This is a genomic window from Cupriavidus sp. USMAHM13 (assembly GCF_001854285.1).
Classification (GTDB): domain Bacteria; phylum Pseudomonadota; class Gammaproteobacteria; order Burkholderiales; family Burkholderiaceae; genus Cupriavidus; species Cupriavidus malaysiensis.
This window is the reverse complement of sequence record NZ_CP017751.1, coordinates 1677099-1700864: the sequence shown is the minus strand read 5'-3', so window position 1 is coordinate 1700864 and position 23766 is coordinate 1677099. Positions and strand designations below refer to the sequence as shown.

Genomic DNA, 23766 nt, shown 5'->3' with positions numbered 1-23766 from the left:
ACCCATGGAACAACTCGCTCCCCTCATCGCCACCGCCATCAACGCAGGCACGCCGCTGCTGCTCGCGGCGCTCGGGCTGCTGATCAACGAACGCGCCGGCGTGCTCAACCTGGGTGCCGAAGGCATGATGCTGGTGGCCGCCGCGCTCGGCTTCATGGTCGGCTACCAGACGCAGTCGCCGATGCTCGGTTTCCTCGCCGGTGCCGCCGCCGGCATGCTGATGGCCACGCTGTTCTCCTGGCTGGCGCTGGTACTCGCCACCAACCAGGTCGCCACCGGGCTGGCGCTGTCCATCTTCGGCACCGGGCTGTCGGCCTTCATGGGCCAGCGCTTCGTCGGCTACGCCATGCCGGCCCAGGCCAGGTCCATCCCCGGCCTGGCCGACCTGCCCTTCTTCGGCCCCGCCTTCTTCCAGCAGCACTGGATGGTCTATGCCAGCGTGCTGCTGTGCTTCGCCATCATGTGGTTCCTGTTCCGCACGCGCGCCGGCCTGGTGCTGCGCGCGGTCGGCGAATCGCCCGAGTCGGCGCACGCGCTCGGCTATCCGGTGCGGCTGATCCGCTTCGGCGCGCTGCTGTTCGGCGGCGCCTGCTGCGGCCTGGCCGGCGCCTACCTGTCGCTGGTCTACACGCCCATGTGGGTGGAGAACCTGGTGGCCGGGCGCGGCTGGATCGCGCTGGCGCTGACCACCTTCGCCACCTGGCGCCCGGGGCGCGTGCTGGTCGGTGCCTGGCTGTTCGGCGGCGTCACCATCCTGCAGTTCTACCTGCAGAGCATCGGCGTGTCGGTACCGTCGCAGGTCCTGTCGATGCTGCCCTATGCCGCCACCATCGTCGTGCTCGCGGTGATCTCGCGCAACCCGGCCTGGATCCGCCTCAATATGCCCGCCTCGCTGGGCCGCCCATTCCGGCCCGGCAGCGCCTGAGCCCGCCCCCCCCCTTTCACTGCCTACACAACAGCCATTACCACAAGGAGAAATCGAATCATGATCATGACGCGCAGGAAGACCCTGGCAGCCCTGGCCGCCACCGCGCTGCTGGCCCTGGCCGGCTGCGGCAAGAAGGAGGCCGAGAAGCCGGCCGAGACGGCGGCGCCCGCCTCCGCTCCGGCGGCCGAGCAGAAGGCCGAGCCGCTCAAGGTCGCCTTCGTGTACATCGGACCGGTCGGCGATGCCGGCTGGACCTTCGCCCACGACGTGGGACGCAAGGCGGTGGAAGAGAAGTACGGCGACAAGGTCAAGACCACCTTCGTCGAGAACGTGCCCGAATCGGCCGCCGACGCCGAGCGCGTGTTCCGCGACCTGGCCAGCCAGGGCAACAAGCTGATCTTCGGCACCAGCTTCGGCTTCATGGAGTCGATGCTGAAGGTGGCCAAGGAATTCCCGGACGTGAAGTTCGAGCATGCCACCGGCTTCAAGACCGCCGACAACCTGGCCCAGTACGACGTGCGCACCTATGAGGGCGCCTACCTAGCCGGCGTGGTGGCCGGCAAGATGAGCAAGACCGGCAAGATGGGCGTGGTGGCCTCGGTACCCATCCCCGAGGTGATCCGCAACATCGACTCGTTCACGCTGGGCGCGCGCAGCGTCAACCCGAAGGCGACCGTCAAGGTGGTCTGGGTCAACAAGTGGTTCGATCCGGGCAAGGAACGCGAAGCGGCCACCACCCTGATCGGCCAGGGTGTCGACATGCTGATGCAGAACACCGACTCGGCGGCCGTGGTGCAGACCGCCCAGGAAAAGGGCGTGCATGCCTTCGGCTGGGACAGCGACATGAGCAAGTTCGGCGACAAGGCCCACCTGGCCGCGTCGGTGATCTCCTGGGGCGTCTACTACAACAAGGTGGTCGGCGACGTGCTCGACAACAAGTGGACCAACGGCACCAGCTGGTGGGGCCTGAAGGAAGGCATGATCGACCTGAAGGCGTTCAACGCCGACGTGACGGATGACGTCAAGGCGCTGGTGGAAGCGCGCAAGAAGGGCATCGTCGACGGCACCGCGCCGATCTGGAAGGGTCCGCTGAAGGACAACACCGGCAAGGAACAGCTGGCCAAGGACCAGGTCGCCGACGACGGCTTCCTGCATGGCATCAAGTTCTACGTCGAAGGCGTGGAAGGCAAGATCCCGGGCTGATTGCCGCCCTGCCATGGCGGACGGTGCATGCCTGCGGGCATGCACTATCAGCCACGCTCTCCGGCGGCGCAGCTTGCCGGAACTTGAAAGCGCCGCCTGCGGACCAAGATAGTCCGCAGGCGGCGTTTTTCATGGTGCCCACCGGCTTGGCCGCCTTCGCATGTGAAGGAGCCCTCTCAAATGTGGAAAAGATTTTCCGCCCTGCTGACGCTGGTGCGGCGTGACGGCCGCCTGCTCTGGCACGCACTGCGCCATCCCGACGCACCGGCCTGGCTGCGCCCCGCCACCGCCGGCCTGGTGCTGTACGCGCTGTCGCCGATCGACCTGATTCCCGACTTCATCGCCGGGCTGGGGCTGGTGGACGACGTGGTGCTGATTCCGCTCGCCGTCCACTTCATGCTCAAGCGCCTGCCGCCCCACGTGCTGCGGCAGGCCGAGGCGCGCGCCGGCGCCACCACGGTGCGGGCGCGCTGAGCGGACCCTTGAGGGGGCCCTCGAGCGGGCCCGCACCGCGGCCGGCGCGCAAGGCCGGCCCGATGAGGCTCGGGCTCAGGCCCAGGGCAGCAGCACGGTGGAGCCGGTGGTCTTGCGGCCCTCCAGGTCGCGGTGCGCCTGCGCTACCTCGGACAGCGCGTAGCGCTGGTTGACCTCGATCTTGACCTTGCCCGAAGCCACCACCTCGAACAGCTCGGCCGCCATCGGCTCCAGCAGTTCGCGGTGCACCACGTAGGTCATCAGCGTCGGCCGGGTCAGGCGCAGCGAGCCCTTGTTGCCGAGCACCGAGATATCCACCGGCGGCACCGGGCCGGAGGCGTTGCCGAAGCTGACCATGGTGCCGCGCGGCGCCAGGCAGTCCAGCGAACCGTTGAAAGTGTCCTTGCCGATCGAGTCGTAGACCACCGGCACGCCTTTGCCGCCGGTGATCTCCTTGACCCGGTCGACGAAGGATTCGCTGGTATAGAGGATGGTATGGTCGCAGCCGTGGGCGCGCGCCAGGGCCGCCTTCTCTTCGCTGCCGACCGTGCCGATCACGGTCGCACCCAGGGCCTTCAGCCATTGGCAGGCGATCAGGCCGACGCCGCCGGCGGCCGCGTGGAACAGCACGGTATCGCCGGGCTGCACGCGATAGCTGTCGCGCAGCAGGTACTGCGAGGTCAGCCCTTGCAGCATCATGGCGGCGCCCTGCTCGAAGGAGATCGACTCCGGCAGCCGCACCACGATGTCGGCGGGCATCACGCGCACCTGCGCGTAGGCACCGGTCGGGCGACCCGCATAGGCCACGCGGTCGCCGGCCTTCAGGTGGCCCACGCCCGCGCCCACCGCCTCGACCACGCCGGCACCTTCCATGCCCAGGCCAGCCGGCAGCGGCTGCTTGTACAGGCCGGTACGGAAATAGACGTCGATATAGTTCAGGCCGACCGCCTCGTGGCGCACGCGCACCTGGCCGGGGCCGGGCTCGCCCACCTCGACGTCGACCCACTGCATCACCTCGGGACCGCCGGTCTCCGTGATACGGATGGCTTTGCTCATCACAGTTCTCCTCTCGTTGGCATACGGCATGGCAGGAGACCGTCCGGCGCCTGCGCGGCGCGGACGGCCGGGAAGACTCACGCCGTCCGTTCGGCGGCGGCGTGCCGCCGGCACAGTTCGGCGATCAGCAGGTCCGCGGTGGCCACGTTGGTGGCGCAGGGCACGTTGTGCACGTCGCAGGCGCGCACCAGCGCGTTGATGTCGGGTTCGTGCGGCTGCGGCGTCATCGGGTCGCGCAGGAAGAACACCGCCGCCACCCGGCCCTCGGCCAGGCGCGCGCCGATCTGCAGGTCGCCGCCCCAGGGGCCGGACAGCATGCGCGTGACCTCGAGGCCGAGCTCGTCGGCCAGCCGGCCGCCGGTGGTGCCGGTGGCCACCAGCTCGCACTGGGCGAGGAAATCGCGGTGGCGGCCGGCGAAGGCGACGATATCGTCCTTCTTGTGATCGTGGGCGATCAGCGCGATGCAGGGGCGGGTCATCTCATTTCCTCATGGCAAGACAGGGCGCGTGCCGCGCGCCGGGGCGCGGCCCCGGGTACGCGGCTCGGAAAACGGCAGCTCAGCAAGCACCCGCTCAGAAGGTGCCGGGATACGCGCCGCCATCGAGCAGGATGTTCTGCGCGGTGATGTAGGCGGCCTGGCGGCTGCACAGGAAGGCGCAGGTGGCACCGAACTCGGCCGGATCGCCGAAGCGGCGCGAAGGATTCAGCGCGGCCCGCTTGCTGGCCACCTCCTCGACGCTCAGGCCGGCCTTCTTGGCACCGCCCTCCATGGTCTTGAAGAGGCGGTCCGTGTTGAACGGGCCCGGCAGCAGGTTGTTGACGGTCACGCCGTGCTGGGCCACTTCGCGCGCCAGGCCGGCAATGAAGCCGGTCAGGCCGGAACGCGCGCCGTTGGACAGGCCGAGCACGTCGATCGGCGCCTTGACCGCGCCGCTGGTGATGTTGATGATGCGGCCCCACTTGCGCGCGATCATGCCGTCGACGGTGGCCTTGATCAGCTCGATCGGGGTCAGCATATTGGCGTCCAGCGCGGCCAGCCAGTCGTCGCGGCCCCAGTCGCGGAAGTTGCCCGGAGGCGGCCCGCCGGCATTGTTGACCAGGATGTCCAGGTCGCCCAGCTTGGCCACCGCCTCCAGCGCGGCCTGGCGGCCGGCCGAGGTGGTGATGTCGGTGGCCACCGCCACCACGCGGCGGCCATGCCGGGCGCGCAGGTCGGCCGCGGCCTTCTCCAGCGCCTCGGCGCCGCGCGCCACGATCACCACGTCGACACCCTCCGCCGCCAGCGCGTCCGCGCAGGCGAAGCCGAGGCCCTTGCTGGCGCCGCACACCAGCGCATGCTTGCCACGCAGTCCGAGATCCATCTCACTCTCCTTGTCTTGTTCGTCAGGTTCGGGAATGCCGCCGCGCTGCTCAGGCCTTGCGCGCCGACAACAGGTACATGCCGCCCAGCACCAGCGCGCTGCCGGCCAGCTGCGCGCCGGAGATCGGCTCGCCCAGCAGCCAGAAGCCGAGCAGCAGCGTGGAGACCGGCCCGATCATGCCGGCCTGGGATGCCATCGGCGCGCCGATGCGGGCCACCGCCACCATGGTCAGCGAGACCGGCAGCACGGTACAGAACACCGCATTGACGGCCGACAGCCAGAGCACCGGCGCGGGCTGGGCCAGCTCACCGAGCGTGCGGCCCAGCAGCAGGTATTGGAGCGCGCAGCAGGCCGTGGAAACGCACATGGCGTAAGCCACCAGGCGCAGCGAGCCGACGCGCCGCACCAGTTCGCCGCTGGCGATCAGGTAGATCGCATAGGTGGCCGCGCTGCCCAGTACCAGCGCGCCGCCCAGCCACACGCCGTTGCCGCTGACATCGAGGTCGTGCGCGAACACCAGCACGATGCCGGCGTAGGCGAGCAGCAGCGACAGCCACTGGCGCGGGGCGATCGAGCGCTTGAACAGCAGAGCGGTGGCCAGCAGCACGAAGGATGGCGTCAGGAACAGGATCAGGCGTTCCAGCCCCGCGGTGATGTACTGCAGGCCGAGAAAATCCAGGAAGCTCGACAGGTAGTAGCCGATGAAGCCGAGAAAGACCACGCGGCCGCGGTCGGGCCAGGACAGTGCCGGCAGCCGGCGCGACTGCCACCAGCCGATCGCCATGAAGAGCGGCACGGCGAACAGCATGCGCAGCGTGATCACCATCACCGCGTCGACCTGGTAGCGGTACATCAGCTTGGCGACGATGGCCTTGGCGGAGAACAGCACCGCGCCGATGGCGGCAACGGCCAGTCCCCCGCGCGAGGGCGCATGGGCCTCGGCCGGCAGGGTCAGGGTTTTGGGGGACGCGGGCACGGCTAGGATGGCTTCACCGCCGCGCCGGGGCGATGGCGTGCGGTCGTAAGTGAGTCGGTGCAAAACAGGGTCGGACGGACGACGCGACGATTGTATGCGAAAAGCGCCGCGTGCATCGGCCGTCCCTCGCCCCCCCGAAACACCTTCCCTTGACCATCCCTGCGCCGCCCCGGTGCGACGGCTGGCAGCGCTGCGCGCGGTGCCGTATGCTGTGCGCCCTGCCTCGCTTCGCGGCGCGGCCTGCCCCGGCAGAAACAATGCCAGACAATACCAAGCAAGGAGAGACTCCCAGATGGCAACCCTGTCCGCACCCACACTGCATCCGCACCAGCCTGCCGCGTCCGGCACGTCCGGCACGTCCGGCGCCCCGACACGCCAGCGCCGCCGGCTGCTGACGGCGGCGCTGGCCGGCACGCTCGGCGGCGGCCTGGCGGCGCTGGCGCTGCCGGCCGCGCATGCCGCCGGCGACTTCCCCGCCAAGCCCATCCGCTTCATCGTCCCCTACGCCGCCGGCGGCACCACCGACCTGGTGGCGCGCACCGTGGGCGAGAAGGTCGCGCAGAAGCTGGGCCAGCCGGTGGTGGTGGAAAACCGGCCTGGCGCCGGCGGCAACATCGGCATGGACGCGGTGGCCAAGGCCGCGCCGGATGGCTATACCATCGGCTTCGGCGCCATCTCGACCAACGCCCTGAACCCGCACATCTACCAGCACGTCCCCTTCGACCCGCGCAAGGACTTCACCGCCATCAGCCTGCTGGGCAACTCGACCATCGTGCTGGAGGTCAGCCCCTCGCTGCCGGTCAAGAGCGTGCCCGAGCTGATCGCCTACGCCAAGGCCCATCCCGGCCTGACCTTCGCCACCGCCGGCGCCGGCACTTCGATGCACCTGGCCGGCGCGATGTTCTCGCAGATGACGCACACCAGCCTGGTCCACGTGGCCTACAAGGGCAGCAGCCCCGCCATCAACGACATGCTGGGCGGCCACGTGCAGGTGATGTTCGACAACCTGCCGGCCTCGCTGCCGCACATCCAGGCCGGCAAGCTGCGTCCCCTCGCGGTGGCGGGCAAGAACCGCTCGCCCTCGCTGCCCAACGTGCCGACCCTGGCCGAGGCCGGCCTGCCCGGCTACGCGGTCGATCCCTGGTTCGGCGTGTACGGCCCGGCCAACCTGCCGGCGCCGGTGGTGCAAGTGCTCAACGCTGCCTTCGTCGAGGCACTGGGCCAGGCTGCCGTGCGCGAGAAGCTGGTGCAGGCCGGCTTCAGCCCGCAGGGTTCCAGCGCGGCGGCGCTGCAGGCGCTGACGCTGCAGGAGTACGAGCGCTTCGGCAAGGTGGCCAAGAGCGCGGGTATCACCGTCGACTGAACCCCGCCCGGGTGCCCGACGACGCAGCCGGTCCCGCAGCGGGCCGCGCTGCGTCACCGGCACGCCTTGCCGGGATCACGCATCGGCATCATGCCTTCGTCGGTATACTCGGGGCACTCCTCTCTCGCACCACGATCGACGTGCCCTCTTCTCCCGACCAGCCCGCCGGCCAGGCCGACACCGGCTACGACTTCACCGAGCAGGTGGGCCACCTGCTGCGCCGCGCCTACCAGCGCCACGTGGCGATCTTCCAGCAGACCATCCCGGATTCGCAGCTGACCGCCGCGCAGTTCGTAGTGCTGTGCGCGGTCAATGAGCGGCAATCCTGCTCGCTCAACGAGATCGTGCGCGCCACCGCGATCGACCAGGCCACCGTGCGCGGCGTGATCGAACGGCTCAAGGCGCGCAAGCTGATCGCGGTCTCGCACGATCCCAACGACCGCCGCAAGGTGGTGGTCACGTTGACGCCGGCCGGCCTCGACCTGGTGCGCGAGACCGTGCCGTTCGCCCAGCGCATCTCCGAGCAGACCTTCGGCGGCCTGAACCCGGCCGAACGCGTGGCGGTGACCTACCTGCTGCGCAAGATGAGCGAATTCGACGAGCGCGGCGGCGCCGACGACGAACGCTAGCGCCAGCCCCGCCTCAGCCTCCGCGCTCGCCGTGATCGCGGGCCGCCAGCGCGGCCTGCACGGCCTCGGGGGTGAACGGCGGCCGGCACAGGCGCAGGCCGGTGGCATCGAACAGCGCGTTGGCCACGGCCGGCGCGCCCGGCAGGGAGGCGGATTCTCCCGCCCCCAGCGGCGGCTCCGCCTGGCGCGGCACCAGCACCACCTCGATCGGCGGGATCTCCGGGAAGGTCAGCAGGGGGTAGCTGCCCCATTCGCGGCTGGCCACGCCGGCACCGTCGAAGCGCACCTGCTCCTTCAGCACGCGGCTCAGTGCCTGCACCACATTGCCGTGGACCTGGTGCCTCACTCCGTCCGGGTTGACCATCATGCCGGTGTCCTGGCCCACGACGATCCGTTCGACGCGGATGCTGCCGCTGGCCGCATCGACGCAGAGATCGAGGATCCACGCCGCCCACGCCGCGCCGAAGCCCGGGAAGCGGCTGTGGATATAGCGGGCGTAGGCCACGCCGCGTCCGCGCAGGCGCCCGTCGGCGTCCGGCACGCCACGCGAGCCGCGCGCGCCGCGTTGCCAGCCCGCCGCCCGGGCCACGGCGCGCAACAGTTCCGCGGCGCGCTCGTCTGGCAGATGCCGCAGGCGGAAATCCAAGGGATCGGCGCCCGCCGAGGCCGCCAGTTCATCGATCATGGCTTCGTGCGCGAAGGTGTTCGGCAATGCCGAGACGCCGCGCAGCCACGAAGCACGCACGATGGCCGGGGTGTCATCGCAGGCGATGCGGCGGCTGGCATAAGCGTAGGGCGGCACGGCGGTGCGATCGCCCATCTCGAGCGTGCGCGGTGCGTTGGACACCTGCCCGGTGAGCAGCAACGCCAGCGTCGGGGCATCGTTGGACGGATAGCGGCTGACGAAGTCGTAAGCCAGCAGTTCGCCGCCGGCGCCCAGCGTGGCGCTGACATCCATCAGTTGCGCCGCGCCCTTCGGCTCCCACAGGTGCTCCTGCTCGCGCGATAGCTGCACGCGCACCGGACGGCCCACGGCACGCGACAACAGCACCGCATCGGCACTGGCGTCGTCGGCACAGTTGCGGCCATAGCAGCCGGCCGCCTCCATGCGCACGATCTCGACGTGCGCCTCGTCCAGCCCGCACAATCGTGCCAGGTCGATGCGCAGCACATGCGGATTCTGCGTGCCGGACCAGACCGTCAAGCCTTCATCGCGCCAGTCGGCGAGCGCGCACGAGGGCCCGATGGAGCCGTGCATCTGGTAGGGCCAGACGAAGCGCCGCGCCAGCGTGGCGGCGGCCCCCGCCGGCACCGTCGCGCCCTCGTCCAGCAGCGCGCGGCGCGTGGCGGGATTGGCGCACAGCGCGGGCTCGGGGTCGTCGAGCGCGGGCAGCGGCGGCACCGGCTTCCAGCGCACGCGCAGGCGGCGGGCCGCCAGCACCGCATGCTCCTCGCGCTCGGCCACGACGCCGACGAAGTCGCCCTGCACCACCACCGCGACCAGGCCTGGCACCCCGGCGACGGAGGCTCGGTCGACCTCCAGCAGGCTGGTGCCGACGAAGCCGCCACTGTCGCGGCCGGCATACGGCGGGCGCACCACCCGTCCATGCAGCATGCCGGGCACACGCACGTCGTGCACGAAGGTCAGCTCGCCATATACCTTGCCCGGGATGTCGACGCGCCCCGCCGCGCGCCCGACGATGCGGTAGGACTCGACCGGCTTGGTGGGCACGTCGTCGGCCAGCGGCAGCTCGATATGCTCTCCCGCCACCAGCGCCCCGTAGCCGATCCGTTCCCGCGTCACGCACGGATCCGCCGGACCCGCTACGCGCCATGCGCCGTCCTCGGCCCCGAGCGCGTCGGCAGGCACACCGAGCCGCTGCGCGGCGCGCGCCTGCAGCCACGCACGCGCCTGCGCCGCGGCGCGGCGCAGCGGTATGGCGGAGATCTGGATCGAGGCGCTGGCGATGGTCGGCCCCTGGTTGGGGGTCGCCTCGGTATGGCCCAGCACCATGCGCACGCGCGACAGCGGCACATCCAGTTCCTCGGCCACGATCTGCGCCAGCGCGGTGCGGATACCGGTGCCCAGGTCCACGTGGCCGTTGAAGGCCAGCACCTCGCCGCTTTCGCGCACCGCCACGAAGATGTCCGGCAAGGCCGGCACGTAGTCCGAGGCGGCGCCCGGCTGGCCCGGCGCCGGCCGCGCCGCCGCCTGCGGCGCACGCGTCACCAGCAGCACGCCGCTGGCCTGCAGCAGCGCCAGGCGCTGCGCGCGCGGGGAGGAGCTCGTCGCAGCGGCATCGTGCCGGGGATCCTGCCGGGGATCGGGATTGGTGTCGAAGAGAGTCGCCGTCATGGATCCTGGATGCTTTACCGCCGGGTACCGGCCACCGCGCGGGCGGCCATGGCTGCCGGTATCCTGCCATAGCTTGGGTACGACGACGCGCCGGACCAACTGGAAGCATGATGCCAGGCCCGGCGCGCGCGGTGCCGCTCAGGCTTCGGCACGCCTGCCCGCCGCGCCGTTCCGCGCAGATTGCGCAATCTGCGCAATCTGCGCAATCTGCGCGATCTGTGCCAGCGCCTCGTCGCGGCTGAGCACCGTGGCGTACTTCTGCTCCATATCGAACAGATTGGCCGCGTGCGGGCCCAGCGCGCGGTCGCCCACGCAGTCCGAGACCACCAGCGGGCGGAAGCCCAGCGACATCGCGTCCACCACGCTGGCGCGCACGCAGCCGCTGGTGACGCAGCCGGCCACCAGCAAGGTCCGCACGCCGCGCTGCGTCAGCCAGGCCGCCAGCGCGGTGCCGAAGAAGGCGGATGGCACCGTCTTGCGCACCACCAGTTCGCCGGCGACCGGAGCCAGCTCCGGCACGATGGCACTGTTGTGGCCGTGCTCCTTCAGCGTCAGCATGCCGGGTACCTTCAGCGTGAAGATATTGTGGTCGGCATCGTCGTCGGCGAACACGATGCGGCTGTGCGCCACCGGCCAGCCCTGCTCGCGCGCCGCCCGCAACAGCGGCTGCGTGCGGCGGATGGCCTCGGGGATATTGCCGCCGCCGAAGACCGCGGGGTCGGCGAAGCCGTTGACGAAATCGATGACCAGCAGCCCGAACGGCGGCGCGATCTCCATCGCGGTGCCGAAGCCCTGCCGCTGGTAGGTCTGGACCTCCTCATGCATGGCGCTTCTCCTTGAACCGTGTGGCGACGGGTGCGTGGTGTCCATCCATCACCTGGCCGCGCACCACTACCGGCTCACCATCCAGGCTCACGGTGCAGCGGCGCATCGGGATATCGATGTGGCAGGCGGTGGTGCGGCTGCCGCCCGCTTCGTTGTTGGGGCCGAACGAGCAGAGGAAATTGCCTTCGTAGGCGCGCGCGTCCATGCCGATGGTGGCCTCGCGGTCGTACATGGCCAGCGCCGCCCAGCTCGCGCGCGGCTGCAGGCCCCAGCCGACATGCGACATCGCATAGGCCTCGGGATCGTTGAACGAGGCCATGTAGTCGGCCAGCAGTTCGGCATCCAGGCCGCCTTCGATGGCGGTCACGTAGCCGGCCTCCACCGTGACGCGGATCGGTGCCTGCACATAGGACTTCATCGGCAGCAGGATGTCGCCGCGGTCCAGCACGATGGTGCCGTCGGTGCCCCCCTCGTCCGGCCAGGTCAGCACGAAGCCGCTCGGCCAGTGGTCCCAGCGGCCGGCTTCGTCGACGAAGCCGTATTCGCTGATGGCCGGGAACTCACCCAGGCGGCAGCACAGGTCGGTGCCGGCGTCGGAGACGACCTGCATCCGGCGCGCGCGCGCCAGGCGTGCCGTGGCAGCCTTCACGCGCGCGCGGTCCGCTGCCGTCGGCACCATGCGCACGAGCACCTCGGGCGGCTCCACCGCCAGCAGGATCCGGGTGCCGGCGGAGAGGATGTCATGCTGCTCGGGCGAGAACAGCAGTGTCATCAGGTCGAGCACCAGGTCGCTCGCCTTGAGCGCAGCGATGGCGGCCGCGTTGCCGGTCAGCGGCGTGGTGCCGAGGTAGGCCAGCGCATCGCGGCTCAGTGCCTTGTCGCCGTTGACCGGCGGCAGGTCCAGCCGGTTGACGATGGCGCCCATCGATGCGGCCGCCACCAGCGCGGTGCGCAGCGTCTGCGGATGCGTGGCGGCACCGGTCAGCACGGTGACGGTCTGGCCGGGCTCCAGCTTCGACAGTGCCAGCACCTGCTGCCACGCCCGGGTCAGGTCGTAGTCGCTTACGGACATCTCTGTTCCTCCGAAGGCAAAGATCAGGCCGAAGCCACCAGCGCAGCACCGAGGAAGTCGCCGAAGGCGCGGTAGAAACCCGCCTCGTCGTCCCACGGGATCATGTGGCCGGCATCCGCCACATGGCTGACCTGCACGCCCGGCAGCAGCGCACGGATTTCCTGCACGTCCTGCGCGCCCACCACGTCGCCGCGGCCGGCGGTCATCAGCAGCGTGGGCACGGCCACGTGCGGCAGGTCGCCGTGGATATCGTCCTGGTGGAAGCCGTCGAAGCTGGCCAGCACCGCGCGCTCGTCGCAGGTGTGCAGCCACTCGGCGCGCAGGCGCAACTGCTCCTCGGTCCACGTCGGGCAGAAGCGGCGCATGCCCTCCGCATCGGTGCCCGCGCGCGCCAGGCGGATGGAGTCGATGTACCAGGGCAGTTGCGCGGGATACGCCCGGCGCCCCGGACCGGAGACCGGCGGATCCACCATCACCAGCCGCGTCAGCCCGGCCGGCTGCTGGCGTGCGGCGCGCACGCCGATGCGCCCGCCCATCGAGTGGCCGACGATGGCATAGCGCTGCAGGCCCAGCGCCCCGGCCAGCGCGATCACGTCGGCGGCCTGCGCGTCCAGGCTGTAGTCGAGCGTGTCGCCGGCCGCGGACAGGCCGCGCCCGCGCACGTCGATGACATAGGTATCGAAGCACTGGCCGAAGCGCTCGCCGACGAAACCCCAGGTGATGGCCGGGCTGGTGATGCCCGGCACGATGATCACGGCATCGCGCGCGGCGCGCGCGCCCTCGCTGCCGCCATAGCGCAGGTAGTGCTGGCGGATGCCGTTGGCCAGGACGTTTCCGCCATACAGGAAGGTGCTCATGGTCCGGTCCTCAGTAGGCGCCCGACAGCAGCGCGCCCGCGCCCGGCACCACCGGCTCGAGGTCCAGCGCGCGCAGCATCGCATAGGTGGTGGCAATGGCGGCGGTGACCACCGGCTTGCCGGTCATCGCCTCCACCTTCGCCACCGCGGGCAGCGACGGCATCTGCACGCAGGCCGACAGCACGATGGCATCGGCCTCGGCAATGTCCATCTGGGCGACGATGCCCGGCAGCCTGGCCGGATCGTGGCGGCCTACCTCGAGGTTGTCGGGAATCTCCAGCGCGCGGTAGTCCACCACCTCGTAGCCTTCATGGCGCAGGTAGTCGACCACCAGCTCGGTAAGCGGTTTCATATAGGGCGCGACCACGGCGATGCGCCTGGCGCCGATCACCTTGAGCGCATCGACCAGCGCGCCCGCGCTGGTGATCACCGGCGCCGCCCCGCCGTTCCCGGCGGTATGCGCCTGCAGCCGCTGCTCAGATTGGCGGTGGTAGCCATGGCCCATCGCCATGATGGCCACCAGGCAGGCGTAGCCGAGCACGTCCACGCGCGCGTCGGACAGCTCCACGGCGCAGCGGTCGGACTCCGCGTCCATCGCGGCCAGTTCCTCCTTGACCACCTTCTTCATGCGCATGCGGCTCGAATGGAAGGTGAAGCGCTCGGGGCGGATCTGTTGCCGCGCAGTGAGCATGGCGGGGATCTCGGTCTCCATGGTCGTATTGGAGCTCGGCACGATCTGGCCGATTCGGAAAACGTTCTGCACTGTCGACTCCGTCATCTTGTCTGTTCCGGGGAATGCCTACCCGCCGCTCCGATCCATCGCGCCAGGCGCCTGTCTGCGGCTGCGGTCGATTGTAGTGTACACACTCTATATAAGCAAACAGATTCCACGCCAGCAAGGCGGCACTCATTCAGTGCACACTGAATATGTGATTCCCCGTTTTCGCGCTTAAATTCGCCAATATTGCGCAGCAACATGCCGACCCCATCTAAGCATCAGGGTTTTCCATAGGTTCATTGCATTGTTCCTTTACCTTGCATTTTTGAGTGTGTACACTCTTTTTCAATGCAGGGGCACACAGCGCTCCCCACACCATCCACCCACCCGTCATTGCCAGGAGAAAGAACGTGCAAGGCAAACCGCGAATCGCAATCATCGGCGCCGGGCTCGGCGGGACGGCCGCCGCGGCCCTGATGCAGCGCGCCGGCCTCCAGGTCCGGCTCTACGAACAGGCACCGGCGTTCTCGCGCCTTGGCGCCGGCATCCACGTGGGACCGAACGTGATGAAGATCATGCGGCGCATCGGCATCGAGGATGCCCTCAATGCCATGGGCTGCCACCCGGACTACTGGTACAGCCGAGAAGGCGTGAGCGGGGAAGTGATTGCACAGATTCCATTGGGCGACTACGCGCTGCGGCACTACGGCGCCAGCTACCTGACCGTGCACCGGGGCGATTTCCATGCGCTGCTGACCGAAGCCGTGGCCCCCGGCACGCTGCACTTCGACAAGAAGCTGGAGCGCGTCAGCGACCAGGGCGACGTGGTGCACCTGCACTTCACGGACGGCACGATGGAGGCAGCGGATATCGTGATCGGCGCCGACGGCGTGAACTCGCGCATCCGCGAAACCCTGCTGGGTGCCGAACCGCCCAAGTACACGGGTTATGTGGCACATCGCGCGGTATTCCCGATCGCGCGCGTCAAGGGCTTCACGCATGACCGCTGCACCAAGTGGTGGACCGATGACCGCCACATGATGGTCTACTTCGACACCGGCAAGCTGGACGAGATCTACTACGTAACGGGCGTGCCCGAGCCCGACTGGGACCTGAGCAAGAGCTGGGTGCCCAGCAGCATCGAGGAAATGCGCGCCGCCTTCGACGGCTGGCACGCGGGCGTGCAGTCGCTGATCGAGGGCACGGTGGAGGTCACCAAGTGGCCCCTGCTGGAGCGCGATCCGCTGCCGCTGTGGAGTCGCGGCCGCCTGGTGCTGCTGGGCGATGCCTGCCATCCGATGAAGCCGCACATGGCCCAGGGTGCCGCCATGGCGATCGAGGATGCCGCCATGCTCACACGCTGCCTGGTCGAAGTCGGCGCGGACGACTACGCGAACGCGTTCGCCCTCTACGAAGCCAACCGCGCCGAACGCGCCGGCAAGGTCCAGCTGGTCTCGCACAACAACACCTGGCTGCGCTCCAACGAGAACCCCGACTGGTGTTTCGGCTACGATGCGTTCCACGTGCCGCTGGTACCGGCAGGGCGCCCGGCGCTTTCGGCGGCCGCGTGATGTCCGCCTGAACCACCCAGCCGGCGCACCGCGACCACGCGGTGCCGGTGCCTGGCGCCGCATCCCCTCGCTCATGAAGGGGAACGGCGCCGCGACGCGTGCAGTGCAAACCGCCCCCTTGCTCCGATGAACACGCCCCGCCCCCTGACCCTCGATGTCAACCACGCCGAGCACACGCTCTGCGTGGCGCCCGACACGCCACTGCTCTATATCCTGCGCAACGACCTCGCCTGCAACGGCCCGAAGTACGGCTGCGGACTGGGCCAGTGCGGGGCCTGCACGGTGCTGGTGGACGGCCTCGCCGCGCGCGCCTGCGTGCTGCCGGTGAAGGCCGTGCTGGGGCGCGCCGTCACCACGCTGGAGGGACTCGGCACGCCGCAGCGGCCCGACCCGGTGCAGCAGGCCTTCATCGACGAGCAGGCCGCGCAGTGCGGCTACTGCCTCAACGGCATGATCATGACCGCCAAGGCACTGCTGGCGGACAACCCGGCCCCGAGCGAGGACGAGATCCGCGAGGCCCTGCGCTTCAACCTGTGCCGCTGCGGCACGCATGTCGAGATCGTGCGCGCGGTGCAGCGCGCCGCATTGCTGCAGCGCAGGAACGAAGCAGGAGCGCAGCCGTGAACGACACCCTGGCTCCGCACCCGGCAGCGCCCGCCACGTGGCCAGGAGACCAGCCGCCTCCGGCGCACAGCCTGGCCGCGCATGTGTTGCGCCCGCCCGGCCTGCGCTGGTCGGGCGGGCGGCCGCTCGTGGCACGCCTGCTTGGCGCGGATACGCAAGCCGCAGCGGCTGCGCCGGGCGCGCGGACGGTGGTCGTGCGCCAGGACTTTGCGGGCGTGGTGGCCGATTCGGCCGAGCAGGCCGCGCAAGCCGCCAAGGCGCTGTGCGCCCGCTGGGCTCCGCCGCCCGCGCCGGACCCTGCGCCGGTGCCACGGCGGACGCTGGCGCGGCACGGCAACGCCGCCGCCGCATTCGAGCAGGCGCAGACGCGCCAGTCGCGGCGCTACCGTTGGCCGCTGGCCGGCATGCAGCCGGACTCCGCTACCTGCACCGCGATCGCCGACTGGCGCGACGGCACATTGCGCGTCTGGCTGCCCAGCACCCGCCCGGGCGCCTTGCGCGCCGAACTCGCCGCCCTGCTCGACATCGACGAGCGACAGGTCACGCTACTGTGCTGGCAGAGCGCGCACGATGGCGCCGACACCGCCCTGCTCGCGCACCATGCCGCCGCCGACGCCGCGCTGCTGGCACAGGCGGCGCAGGCATGCGTGCGGCGAACCCTGAGCGCAGCCGATGCCGGCCTCGCCGATGCCACGCTCGACTGGCGGATCGACAGCGCGCACAGCGGTGCCGCGCTCCACGCCTATGCCGCCACGCTCGGCGGCACCCGTGCCCCGGCCGTACCGCTGGCGCTCTGGCTGACGCGCACGGCGGCACCGGTCGCCGACGTCGCCGAGTTCGCCGAGTTCGCCGAAACCATCGATAGCGGAAACGCGTGTGCGCCCGGCACGGCGCTGCTGCCCTATCGCATCCCCCATATCGAGATCCACGCCGCCGGCACCGACGCGAGCGCGGCCGGCACGCGATCGGCCGATGGCCGGGGCGACAGCCTGGCCAACGCACGCGCCCGGGTCTTCGCCCAGGAGTCGCATTTCGACGAGATCGCCGTCGGCGCCCGGGTCGACCCGGTGTCGCTGCGGCTCGACCACCTCGACGACGCGCGCGGCGCGGCACTGATCCGCGAGGTGGCGCAGCGCGCCGGATGGTCCTCGGAGCCACCGCCCGTCCGCGCGACGGGCGGTGGCGGCAATGTGCGCCGCGGCCGCGGCTTCGCTTACGCGCATGCAGTGGAAGACGAGGCGGCGCCGAGCTGGTCGGCCTGGGTGGCCGAAGTGGAGATAGACGGCACCACCGGTGAGCTCGCGGTCACGCGTGTCACCGTCGGCCACGACAGTGAAGCCGCGGCGCCCGGACCTACCTCCGCGACCTCGCCGCCGATGGAGCAACTGGCAGCGCAGACCGCACAGCAACTGACCGCTCCGCCGCCGGCGTTCGACACCTGGGCGGCATCAGGGGCACCGTGGACTCCGGCCGCCTCGGCACTGCAGGCGCCGGCCACAGCCGCTCTCCCTGCCACCAGGACCAGGGCGCCGGACATCCGCATGGCCGGCGCCCTGGCCTCGCGCCCCACGCTGGCGGCGGGTGCCGCGGCCACGCTGCCGGCCGCCGCGGCAGTGGCCAACGCCATCTTCGACGCCACCGGCGTGCGCCTGCGCGAACCGCCGTTCAGCGCCGACCGCCTGCGCCTGGCGCTGGCGGCGCAAGCCGCCGGCAAGGCGCGCCGCCGGCGCGGCTGGCTTGCCGCCGGCGCGACAGCGGCGGCGAGCCTGTGCGCCACCGTGCTGCCCTGGCGCGCACCGCTCGCACCGGTGGCGCCACCCGAACCGGGCTTCTACTCCGCGGCCACGCTGGAGCGCGGCCGGCTGGTGGCGGCCGCGGGCGATTGCGCCGTCTGCCATACCGCTCCCGGCGGCCCGAAGAACGCCGGCGGGCTGGCGCTCGAAACGCCGTTCGGCACGGTGTACAGCACCAATATCACCCCCGATGCCGAGACCGGCATCGGCACCTGGTCGTTCGCCGCCTTCGAGCGCGCCATGCGCGAAGGCGTGCACCGCGACGGCCACCGCCTGTATCCCGCCTTCCCCTATACGGCCTTCGCCAAGATCAGCGATGCCGACCTGCAGGCGCTGTACGCCTACCTGATGTCGGCCGAGCCGGTGCGGGCCACCGCACCCCGCACCGAACTCGCCTTCCCGTTCCAGCTGCGGCCGCTGCTGGCGGGCTGGAACCTGCTGTTCCACCGCAACGCGCCATTCCGCCCCGACGCCGCGCGCTCGCCGCTGTGGAACCGCGGCGCCTACCTGGCGGAAGGCCTGGGCCATTGCAGCGCCTGCCATTCGCCGCGCAACGCGCTCGGCGCGGAAAAAGGCGGCCGCCACTACCTGTCGGGGGGCAGCGCCGAGGGCTGGGAAGCGCCCGCCCTGACCGCCCTGTCGCGCGCACCGGTGCCGTGGACCGAGGAGGCCTTGTTCACCTACCTGCGCGGCGGCTACGCCGCCCATCATGGTGCCGCCGCCGGCCCGATGGCGCCGGTGGTGGAGGAACTCGCCCAGTTGCCCGCATCTGACGTGCAGGCCATCGCCCACTACATCGCCTCGTTCGCCGCGCCGCCTCCCGCACCCGAGCGCATCGACGCGCTGGCCGCGCAGGCCGAGCGGCGCAGCGCGCAAGCCGCCGCCTCGCTCAGCGGCCCCGCTGCGCGCCTGTACCAGAGCGCCTGCGCGGTATGCCACCAGTCCGGGCAGGGCATGCGCCAGTTCGGCGTGAAACCTTCCCTGGCGCTGAACACGAACCTGCACGCCGACCGCCCCGACAATGTGATCCAGGTGCTGCTGCAAGGCATGCCGGCGCCGCCTGACAGCGCGCTCGGCGCGATGCCGTCCTATGCGGACAGCCTGGACGACGGCCAGGTCGCCGACCTTGCAAGGTACCTGCGCGCACGCTTTGCCCCCGACAAACCCGCGTGGCAGGACGTCGATGCCACGGTTGCGCGCCTGCGCGCCGCTCCCGCTCACCGCCCCTGACGGAGATCCGCGCGGCAGGCTGGCCGCGCACCGCCTTCCCGCGCAGGCGCCACCACGGAACGAGCGAAGCGAAGCCGGCCTGCCGCCGATCGACCTTACCGCGCCCCTCATGTAGCGCACACTGAATCGATATGTAGCGAGCACTACATACATGCAGCGAGACGCGCCACGGTGCATGCCGGCACAAGGACGGCGCACAGGCGTGGCGTACCGGCCCGGAGACAAGACGAGAAACGCACCATGGGTAGACAACAAGGAGAGACGATGACGTATCCGTATCACATGCGCCCGATGAACCCGCTGCCGGCGCCCCCGGCATAGTTCTCGCTTTTCCAGACTGCAGTCGTCACCACGTTTCATTGCGATGTGGCGCGCATGGCATCATGCGCCCGGCCTCGCCGCGATGGACGTTGGCTTCCGGATTCAGGAACCAGCCTTACAGAACAGGTGGACAATATGTCATCATCCATTTCATCCCTGCCATCCCCGACCATCGCAGAGGCGACGATCGGCTCCCCCTCCCAGCCAGGCCCGAGGCCGGCGATGTCGCACACCATCACGATCGAGCAAGGTATCCGCGCGGCCGGCGTCGGCAAGTTCCAGTATCGCCTGTTCGTCATCTTCGGCCTGGTCTGGCTGGCCGACGCGATGCAGGTGCTGTCGATCGGGTTCACCGCGCCTTCGATCGCCTCGACCTTCGGCATCCCGGTTCCGACAGCCTTGCAGACCGGGACGATGTTCTTCGTCGGCATGCTGGTCGGCGCCTTCGTGTTCGGCCGCCTGGCCGACCGCATCGGGCGCCGCCCGGTGCTGATGATGGCCGTGGTGATCGACGCGGCCTGCGGCGTCGCCTCCGCCTTCGCGCCGGACTTCCAGTGGCTGCTGCTGCTGCGCCTGCTGACGGGCATCGGCGTCGGCGGCACCCTGCCGGTCGACTACACCATGATGGCCGAGTTTCTCCCCGCCGACCGCCGCGGCCGCTGGCTGGTCCTGCTGGAGTCGTTCTGGGCGGTCGGCACCATCCTGCTCGCCGTGCTGGCCCTGATCGCCGCCACGCATGGCGACAGCGCCTGGCGGCTGATCTTCTTCGTCACCGGCATCCCGGCCCTGGTCGGCGTGGTGTGCCGCCTCTTCGTGCCAGAATCGCCGCTCTACCTGAACCGCTCGGGCCGTTCCGACGAAGCGCGCGCGGTGTTGCGGCGCGTGGCAGCCGCCAATCGCGTCAGCGCCGAGATCCCGCCGCTGGAACCGCAGCAGGCCGAGCGCAAATCGGTCCTGGCGCTGTTCGCCGCGGGATGCCGGCGCCGCACCCTCTGCCTGCTGGCCGCCTGGATGCTCATCTCTGTCGCCTACTACGGCGTCTTCGTCTACCTTCCGGTGAAGCTGGCAGGCCAGGGCTTCGGCTTCATGCGTGGCCAGGTCTTCCTGATCCTGCTGGCGCTGGTACAACTGCCCGGCTTCGCGCTGGCCGCCCACGGCGTCGAGCGCTGGGGCCGCAAGCCGACCCTGATCGGCTTCCTGCTGCTCAGCGCAGCGGGCTGCATGCTCTACAGCCTGGGCCAGTCCCCGGCCATCGTGGTCGGCTCGACCTTGCTGATGAGCTTCGCGCTGCTCGGCACCTGGGGCGCACTCTATGCCTTCACGCCCGAGGTCTACCCGACCGACCTGCGCGCCAGCGGCATGGGCACCGCTGGCGCGATGGCGCGCTTCGGCGGCCTCTTCGCCCCCTCCATCGTCGCCCCCATCATGGCCAGCCAGTTCACGCTCGCGCTGGCGCTGCTGTCATCCTTCCTGGCCGTGGCGGCCCTGGCCATCTTCCTGGTGGACATCGAGTCGAAGAACCGCGCGCTGGACTGAGACAGGATCCCGGGGGCGGTCCCGGAGGAAGGCGGGCCGGCCGACCGCGCGGCGGCCGGCTTCCATTACAATCCGCCTACACCGGCGCGGCGGCCCGGTCGCCCCGACCCGGCCGCCCGCCTCCCCTCTCCCGCCGAGCCCTCGCCGTCGCCATGAAACAAGATCCGCGCTTTCCCAACCTGTTCATCCTCGATCACCCGCTGATCCAGCACAAGCTCTCGCACATGCGCGACAAGGAGACTTCCACGCGCACCTTCCGCGAACTGCTGCGCGAGATCACGCTGCTGATGGGCTACGAGATCACCCGCGAACTGCCGCTGACCACGCGCCGCATCGACACCCCGCTGGTCACCCTGGACGCTCCCGTGATCGCCGGCAAGAAGCTGACCATCGTGCCCGTGCTGCGCGCCGGTGTCGGCATGAGCGACGGCCTGGTCGAACTGATCCCCTCGGCACGCATCGGCCATATCGGCGTCTACCGCGACGAGCAGCACCGTCCGGTGGAATACCTGGTGCGGCTGCCCGACCTGGAAGACCGCAGCTTCATCCTGTGCGACCCGATGGTGGCCACCGGCTATTCCGCCGCGCATGCCGTCGACGTGCTCAAGCGGCGCGGCGTCAAGGACGAGGCCATCACCTTCGTGGCGCTGGTGGCCGCGCCCGAGGGCGTGGAAGTGTTCCAGAAGGCCCATCCGGGCGTGAAGCTGTTCGTGGCTTCGCTGGACAGCCACCTGAACGAGGATGCCTACATCGTGCCGGGCCTCGGCGACGCCGGCGACCGCCTGTTCGGCACCAAGAACTGAGACTGAGCGCCGCAGGCGCCATTCGCGGCGGGCTTGACGGACCTCAAGGTCCGCAGCCCGCGAATCCTTACACTCGTCCCTTGAGCGCCGTACAAGCCTGCGGCGCCGCAGTCGCCCCCTGACCGCAGTGCGCGGTATGCCGCGCAAGGAGCAAGGAGACGAGACATGGCAGCCATCAAGATCCTGTTCACCACCGATGTCGGCCTGATGAGCCTGGGCGTCATCGCCTTCATCATCGGCATGGGCACCTTCTTCGCCCGGCTGTTCCGCAGGAAGATGCGCGAGGACGCGGCGCGCGCCGCCGCAGGCGGGAACTGAACGGCAACCGGAGCAGACCTGGGGCGACAACGCAGCAGCAATGGAGCGGCGCGCTGCCGCTCCGGCAGGGCCGCCGGCCTTGCCCGCTGCGCCTACTTCTTCTTGCCCGAGCCGAGCAGGCTGCCGAGCACGCCGCGGATCAGCTCGCGCCCGACCTGCGAGCCCACGGTACGCGCCGCCGACTTGGCCATCGACTCCAGGATGGAATCCCCGCGCCCGCTCTTGCCGGTGCCGCGCGTCAGCGTGCCGAGGATTTCGCCGGCCTGGCCGAGCCAGCCGCCGGTTCCGCCACCGTCGCCCCCACTTGCCTCGCCTGCGGGAGCCGCGGCCCCGCCGGTCGCCGGGGCCGCGCGGCCCTTGAGCTTTTCATAGGCCGATTCGCGGTCGATGGCCTGGTCGTAGACGCCGGCCACCAGCGACGTCGCCATCAACTGCTTGCGTTCCGCATCGCTGATCGGGCCGATGCGGCTGCCCGGCGCCAGCACCCAGGCGCGCTCGGTCACCCCGGGCGTGCCCCTGGCGTCGAGCAGCGACACCAGCGCCTCGCCCACGCCCAGTTCGCCGATGGCCTGTTCCAGGTCCAGCGCGGGGTTGGCCCGCATGGTGGTGGCGGCCACCTTGACGGCCTTCTGGTCGCGCGGGGTGAAGGCCCGCAAGGCATGCTGGACGCGGTTGCCGAGCTGGCCGAGCACGGTGTCGGGAATGTCGGCCGGGTTCTGCGTGACGAAATACACACCCACGCCCTTGGAGCGGATCAGCCGCACCACCTGCTCGATCTTGTCCAGCAGGGCCTTGGGGGCATCGTTGAAGAGCAGGTGCGCCTCGTCGAAGAAGAACACCAGCTTGGGCTTGTCGAGGTCACCTGACTCGGGCAGCTTCTCGAACAACTCGGACAGCATCCACAGCAGGAAGGTGGCATACAGCTTGGGCGAGTTCAGCAGGCGGTCGGCCGCGAGGATGTTGACCACGCCCTGGCCCTTGTCGGTCTGGATGAGATCCTCCAGGTTCAGCATCGGCTCGCCGAAGAAGACATCGGCGCCCTGCGATTCGAGCGCCATCAGGCTGCGCTGGATGGCGCCGATGGAGGCCGCCGAGATATTGCCGTACTCGGTGGTGAACTGCCCGGCATTGTCTCCCACGTACTGCAGCATCGCGCGCAGGTCCTTGGCGTCGAGCAGCAGCAGGCCGCTGGCGTCGGCGATGCGGAACACCAGGTTCAGCACGCCCTGCTGGGTGTCGTTCAGCTCCAGCATGCGCGACAGCAGCAGCGGCCCCATATGGCTCACCGTGGCCCGCACCGGGTGGCCCTTTTCACCGAACACGTCCCACAACGTGGCGGGACAGGCGCCCCAGGCCGGCTCGGGCAGTTGCAGCTCCTGCAGGCGAGCCTTGAGCTTGTCGGTCGGCTGGCCCGCCTGGGAGATGCCGGCCAGGTCGCCCTTGACGTCGGCCAGGAAGACCGGCACCCCGAGCCGCGAGAAGCCCTGGGCCAGCGCCTGCAGGGTCACGGTCTTGCCAGTGCCGGTGGCACCCGTGATCAAGCCGTGGCGGTTGCCCATCCCGGGCAGCAGGGCGAGTTCATGCTGGGCGTTCTTGGCGATGACGATGGGTTCGGCCATGGCGGGGTCTCGTGTCGGCGGTGGCGCCGGGCGCCGGCGGGCGCGCAGCCCCGGCGCCGGCGGGGGCGCGTGATAAAATGCAAGGTTGATTATAGCCAGCAGCAAGGCATAACAAGCACATGGCGCGCCCGC

At 70.1% G+C, this 23766-nt stretch carries 21 protein-coding genes; 11 read left to right on the top strand and 10 right to left on the bottom strand.

From position 1 onward, the window contains the following. The first annotated feature begins 4 nt into the window (after window positions 1-4). From BKK81_RS07425 to BKK81_RS07415, 3 genes are all read left to right on the top strand, one after another. Window positions 5-925 (top strand): ABC transporter permease, encoded by a 921-nt coding sequence (locus BKK81_RS07425; RefSeq protein WP_071011743.1) that lies wholly within the window; start codon window positions 5-7, stop codon window positions 923-925. Window positions 926-985: 60 nt separating this feature from the next. Next, the gene (locus BKK81_RS07420) at window positions 986-2131 is read left to right on the top strand and encodes a BMP family ABC transporter substrate-binding protein (RefSeq protein ID WP_071011742.1); all 1146 of its coding nucleotides are present in this window, start codon (window positions 986-988) and stop codon (window positions 2129-2131) included. Window positions 2132-2311: 180 nt separating this feature from the next. Next, complete coding sequence (locus BKK81_RS07415) at window positions 2312-2605, top strand: YkvA family protein (RefSeq protein ID WP_071011740.1); 294 nt, start codon at window positions 2312-2314, stop codon at window positions 2603-2605. A 75-nt stretch (window positions 2606-2680) separates the two neighbouring features. On the opposite strand, the gene BKK81_RS07410 is transcribed toward BKK81_RS07415, so the two are convergent. The 4 genes from BKK81_RS07410 to BKK81_RS07395 all read right to left on the bottom strand — a co-directional run bounded on the left by BKK81_RS07410 (window position 2681) and on the right by BKK81_RS07395 (window position 5999). Further along, window positions 2681-3661: a quinone oxidoreductase family protein gene (locus tag BKK81_RS07410; RefSeq protein ID WP_071011739.1), complete on the bottom strand. Its 981-nt coding sequence runs from the start codon at window positions 3659-3661 to the stop codon at window positions 2681-2683. Between the two features lie 77 nt (window positions 3662-3738). Further along, window positions 3739-4140, bottom strand: coding sequence for a methylglyoxal synthase (locus BKK81_RS07405; protein ID WP_071011737.1), 402 nt, complete (start codon window positions 4138-4140; stop codon window positions 3739-3741). A gap of 94 nt (window positions 4141-4234) precedes the next feature. Continuing rightward, complete coding sequence (locus BKK81_RS07400; RefSeq protein ID WP_071011736.1) at window positions 4235-5023, bottom strand: SDR family oxidoreductase; 789 nt, start codon at window positions 5021-5023, stop codon at window positions 4235-4237. A 49-nt stretch (window positions 5024-5072) separates the two neighbouring features. Then, the gene (locus BKK81_RS07395) at window positions 5073-5999 is read right to left on the bottom strand and encodes a DMT family transporter (RefSeq protein WP_156811166.1); all 927 of its coding nucleotides are present in this window, start codon (window positions 5997-5999) and stop codon (window positions 5073-5075) included. Window positions 6000-6291: 292 nt separating this feature from the next. Here BKK81_RS07395 and BKK81_RS07390 point away from each other — a divergent pair, with 292 nt between their 5' ends. Next, complete coding sequence (locus BKK81_RS07390; RefSeq protein ID WP_083383994.1) at window positions 6292-7362, top strand: Bug family tripartite tricarboxylate transporter substrate binding protein; 1071 nt, start codon at window positions 6292-6294, stop codon at window positions 7360-7362. A 140-nt stretch (window positions 7363-7502) separates the two neighbouring features. Continuing rightward, window positions 7503-7991, top strand: coding sequence for a MarR family winged helix-turn-helix transcriptional regulator (locus BKK81_RS07385; RefSeq protein WP_071011734.1), 489 nt, complete (start codon window positions 7503-7505; stop codon window positions 7989-7991). Window positions 7992-8004: 13 nt separating this feature from the next. Here BKK81_RS07385 and BKK81_RS07380 read toward each other — a convergent pair whose 3' ends face one another. The 5 genes from BKK81_RS07380 to BKK81_RS07360 all read right to left on the bottom strand — a co-directional run bounded on the left by BKK81_RS07380 (window position 8005) and on the right by BKK81_RS07360 (window position 13813). Beyond that, on the bottom strand, window positions 8005-10347 hold the full coding sequence (locus BKK81_RS07380; protein WP_071011733.1) for a xanthine dehydrogenase family protein molybdopterin-binding subunit: 2343 nt from the start codon (window positions 10345-10347) through the stop codon (window positions 8005-8007). Between the two features lie 138 nt (window positions 10348-10485). Continuing rightward, window positions 10486-11172, bottom strand: a complete 687-nt coding sequence (locus BKK81_RS07375) for an N-carbamoylsarcosine amidohydrolase (RefSeq protein ID WP_071011731.1) — start codon at window positions 11170-11172, stop codon at window positions 10486-10488. Then, window positions 11165-12244 carry a 2,5-dihydroxypyridine 5,6-dioxygenase gene (locus BKK81_RS07370; RefSeq protein ID WP_071011729.1) on the bottom strand — a complete coding sequence of 360 codons (1080 nt, stop codon included), beginning with the start codon at window positions 12242-12244 and terminating at the stop codon, window positions 11165-11167. Before BKK81_RS07370 ends, BKK81_RS07375 begins: the two co-directional genes overlap by 8 nt. A 23-nt stretch (window positions 12245-12267) precedes the next feature. Continuing rightward, entirely contained in the window at window positions 12268-13101 is an 834-nt protein-coding gene (locus tag BKK81_RS07365; protein WP_071011728.1) for an alpha/beta fold hydrolase, read from the bottom strand. Between the two features lie 10 nt (window positions 13102-13111). Continuing rightward, complete coding sequence (locus BKK81_RS07360) at window positions 13112-13813, bottom strand: maleate cis-trans isomerase family protein (RefSeq protein WP_197523967.1); 702 nt, start codon at window positions 13811-13813, stop codon at window positions 13112-13114. Between the two features lie 416 nt (window positions 13814-14229). On the opposite strand from BKK81_RS07360, the gene BKK81_RS07355 reads away from it, so the two are divergent. The 6 genes from BKK81_RS07355 to BKK81_RS07330 all read left to right on the top strand — a co-directional run bounded on the left by BKK81_RS07355 (window position 14230) and on the right by BKK81_RS07330 (window position 22015). After that, a complete protein-coding gene (locus BKK81_RS07355; RefSeq protein ID WP_071011725.1) occupies window positions 14230-15390 on the top strand; it encodes an FAD-dependent monooxygenase in 1161 nt (386 codons plus the stop codon). 126 nt (window positions 15391-15516) lie between these two features. Continuing rightward, window positions 15517-16014, top strand: a complete 498-nt coding sequence (locus tag BKK81_RS07350) for a (2Fe-2S)-binding protein (protein WP_071011724.1) — start codon at window positions 15517-15519, stop codon at window positions 16012-16014. Further along, window positions 16011-19037: a cytochrome c gene (locus BKK81_RS07345; protein WP_071011722.1), complete on the top strand. Its 3027-nt coding sequence runs from the start codon at window positions 16011-16013 to the stop codon at window positions 19035-19037. The genes BKK81_RS07350 and BKK81_RS07345 overlap by 4 nt, the downstream gene beginning before the upstream one ends. A 543-nt stretch (window positions 19038-19580) precedes the next feature. Next, window positions 19581-20894, top strand: coding sequence for an MFS transporter (locus tag BKK81_RS07340; protein WP_071011721.1), 1314 nt, complete (start codon window positions 19581-19583; stop codon window positions 20892-20894). Between the two features lie 152 nt (window positions 20895-21046). Then, window positions 21047-21697, top strand: a complete 651-nt coding sequence (gene upp / locus BKK81_RS07335; RefSeq protein WP_071011719.1) for a uracil phosphoribosyltransferase — start codon at window positions 21047-21049, stop codon at window positions 21695-21697. Window positions 21698-21862: 165 nt separating this feature from the next. After that, the gene (locus BKK81_RS07330; RefSeq protein ID WP_071011718.1) at window positions 21863-22015 is read left to right on the top strand and encodes a DUF3149 domain-containing protein; all 153 of its coding nucleotides are present in this window, start codon (window positions 21863-21865) and stop codon (window positions 22013-22015) included. 92 nt (window positions 22016-22107) lie between these two features. On the opposite strand, the gene BKK81_RS07325 is transcribed toward BKK81_RS07330, so the two are convergent. Beyond that, window positions 22108-23634, bottom strand: coding sequence for a helicase HerA-like C-terminal domain-containing protein (locus BKK81_RS07325; protein ID WP_071011716.1), 1527 nt, complete (start codon window positions 23632-23634; stop codon window positions 22108-22110). Window positions 23635-23766: the final 132 nt, after the last annotated feature.

Coding starts and splice junctions, on each gene's coding strand:
- BKK81_RS07425 (WP_071011743.1), top strand. CDS start 5: ATGGAACAACTCGCTCCCCTCATCGCCACCGCCATCAACGCAGGCACG.
- BKK81_RS07420 (WP_071011742.1), top strand. CDS start 986: ATGATCATGACGCGCAGGAAGACCCTGGCAGCCCTGGCCGCCACCGCG.
- BKK81_RS07415 (WP_071011740.1), top strand. CDS start 2,312: ATGTGGAAAAGATTTTCCGCCCTGCTGACGCTGGTGCGGCGTGACGGC.
- BKK81_RS07410 (WP_071011739.1), bottom strand. CDS start 3,661: ATGAGCAAAGCCATCCGTATCACGGAGACCGGCGGTCCCGAGGTGATG.
- BKK81_RS07405 (WP_071011737.1), bottom strand. CDS start 4,140: ATGACCCGCCCCTGCATCGCGCTGATCGCCCACGATCACAAGAAGGAC.
- BKK81_RS07400 (WP_071011736.1), bottom strand. CDS start 5,023: ATGGATCTCGGACTGCGTGGCAAGCATGCGCTGGTGTGCGGCGCCAGC.
- BKK81_RS07390 (WP_083383994.1), top strand. CDS start 6,292: ATGGCAACCCTGTCCGCACCCACACTGCATCCGCACCAGCCTGCCGCG.
- BKK81_RS07380 (WP_071011733.1), bottom strand. CDS start 10,347: ATGACGGCGACTCTCTTCGACACCAATCCCGATCCCCGGCAGGATCCC.
- BKK81_RS07375 (WP_071011731.1), bottom strand. CDS start 11,172: ATGCATGAGGAGGTCCAGACCTACCAGCGGCAGGGCTTCGGCACCGCG.
- BKK81_RS07370 (WP_071011729.1), bottom strand. CDS start 12,244: ATGTCCGTAAGCGACTACGACCTGACCCGGGCGTGGCAGCAGGTGCTG.
- BKK81_RS07365 (WP_071011728.1), bottom strand. CDS start 13,101: ATGAGCACCTTCCTGTATGGCGGAAACGTCCTGGCCAACGGCATCCGC.
- BKK81_RS07360 (WP_197523967.1), bottom strand. CDS start 13,813: ATGGAGACCGAGATCCCCGCCATGCTCACTGCGCGGCAACAGATCCGC.
- BKK81_RS07350 (WP_071011724.1), top strand. CDS start 15,517: ATGAACACGCCCCGCCCCCTGACCCTCGATGTCAACCACGCCGAGCAC.
- BKK81_RS07340 (WP_071011721.1), top strand. CDS start 19,581: ATGTCGCACACCATCACGATCGAGCAAGGTATCCGCGCGGCCGGCGTC.
- upp (WP_071011719.1), top strand. CDS start 21,047: ATGAAACAAGATCCGCGCTTTCCCAACCTGTTCATCCTCGATCACCCG.
- BKK81_RS07330 (WP_071011718.1), top strand. CDS start 21,863: ATGGCAGCCATCAAGATCCTGTTCACCACCGATGTCGGCCTGATGAGC.
- BKK81_RS07325 (WP_071011716.1), bottom strand. CDS start 23,634: ATGGCCGAACCCATCGTCATCGCCAAGAACGCCCAGCATGAACTCGCC.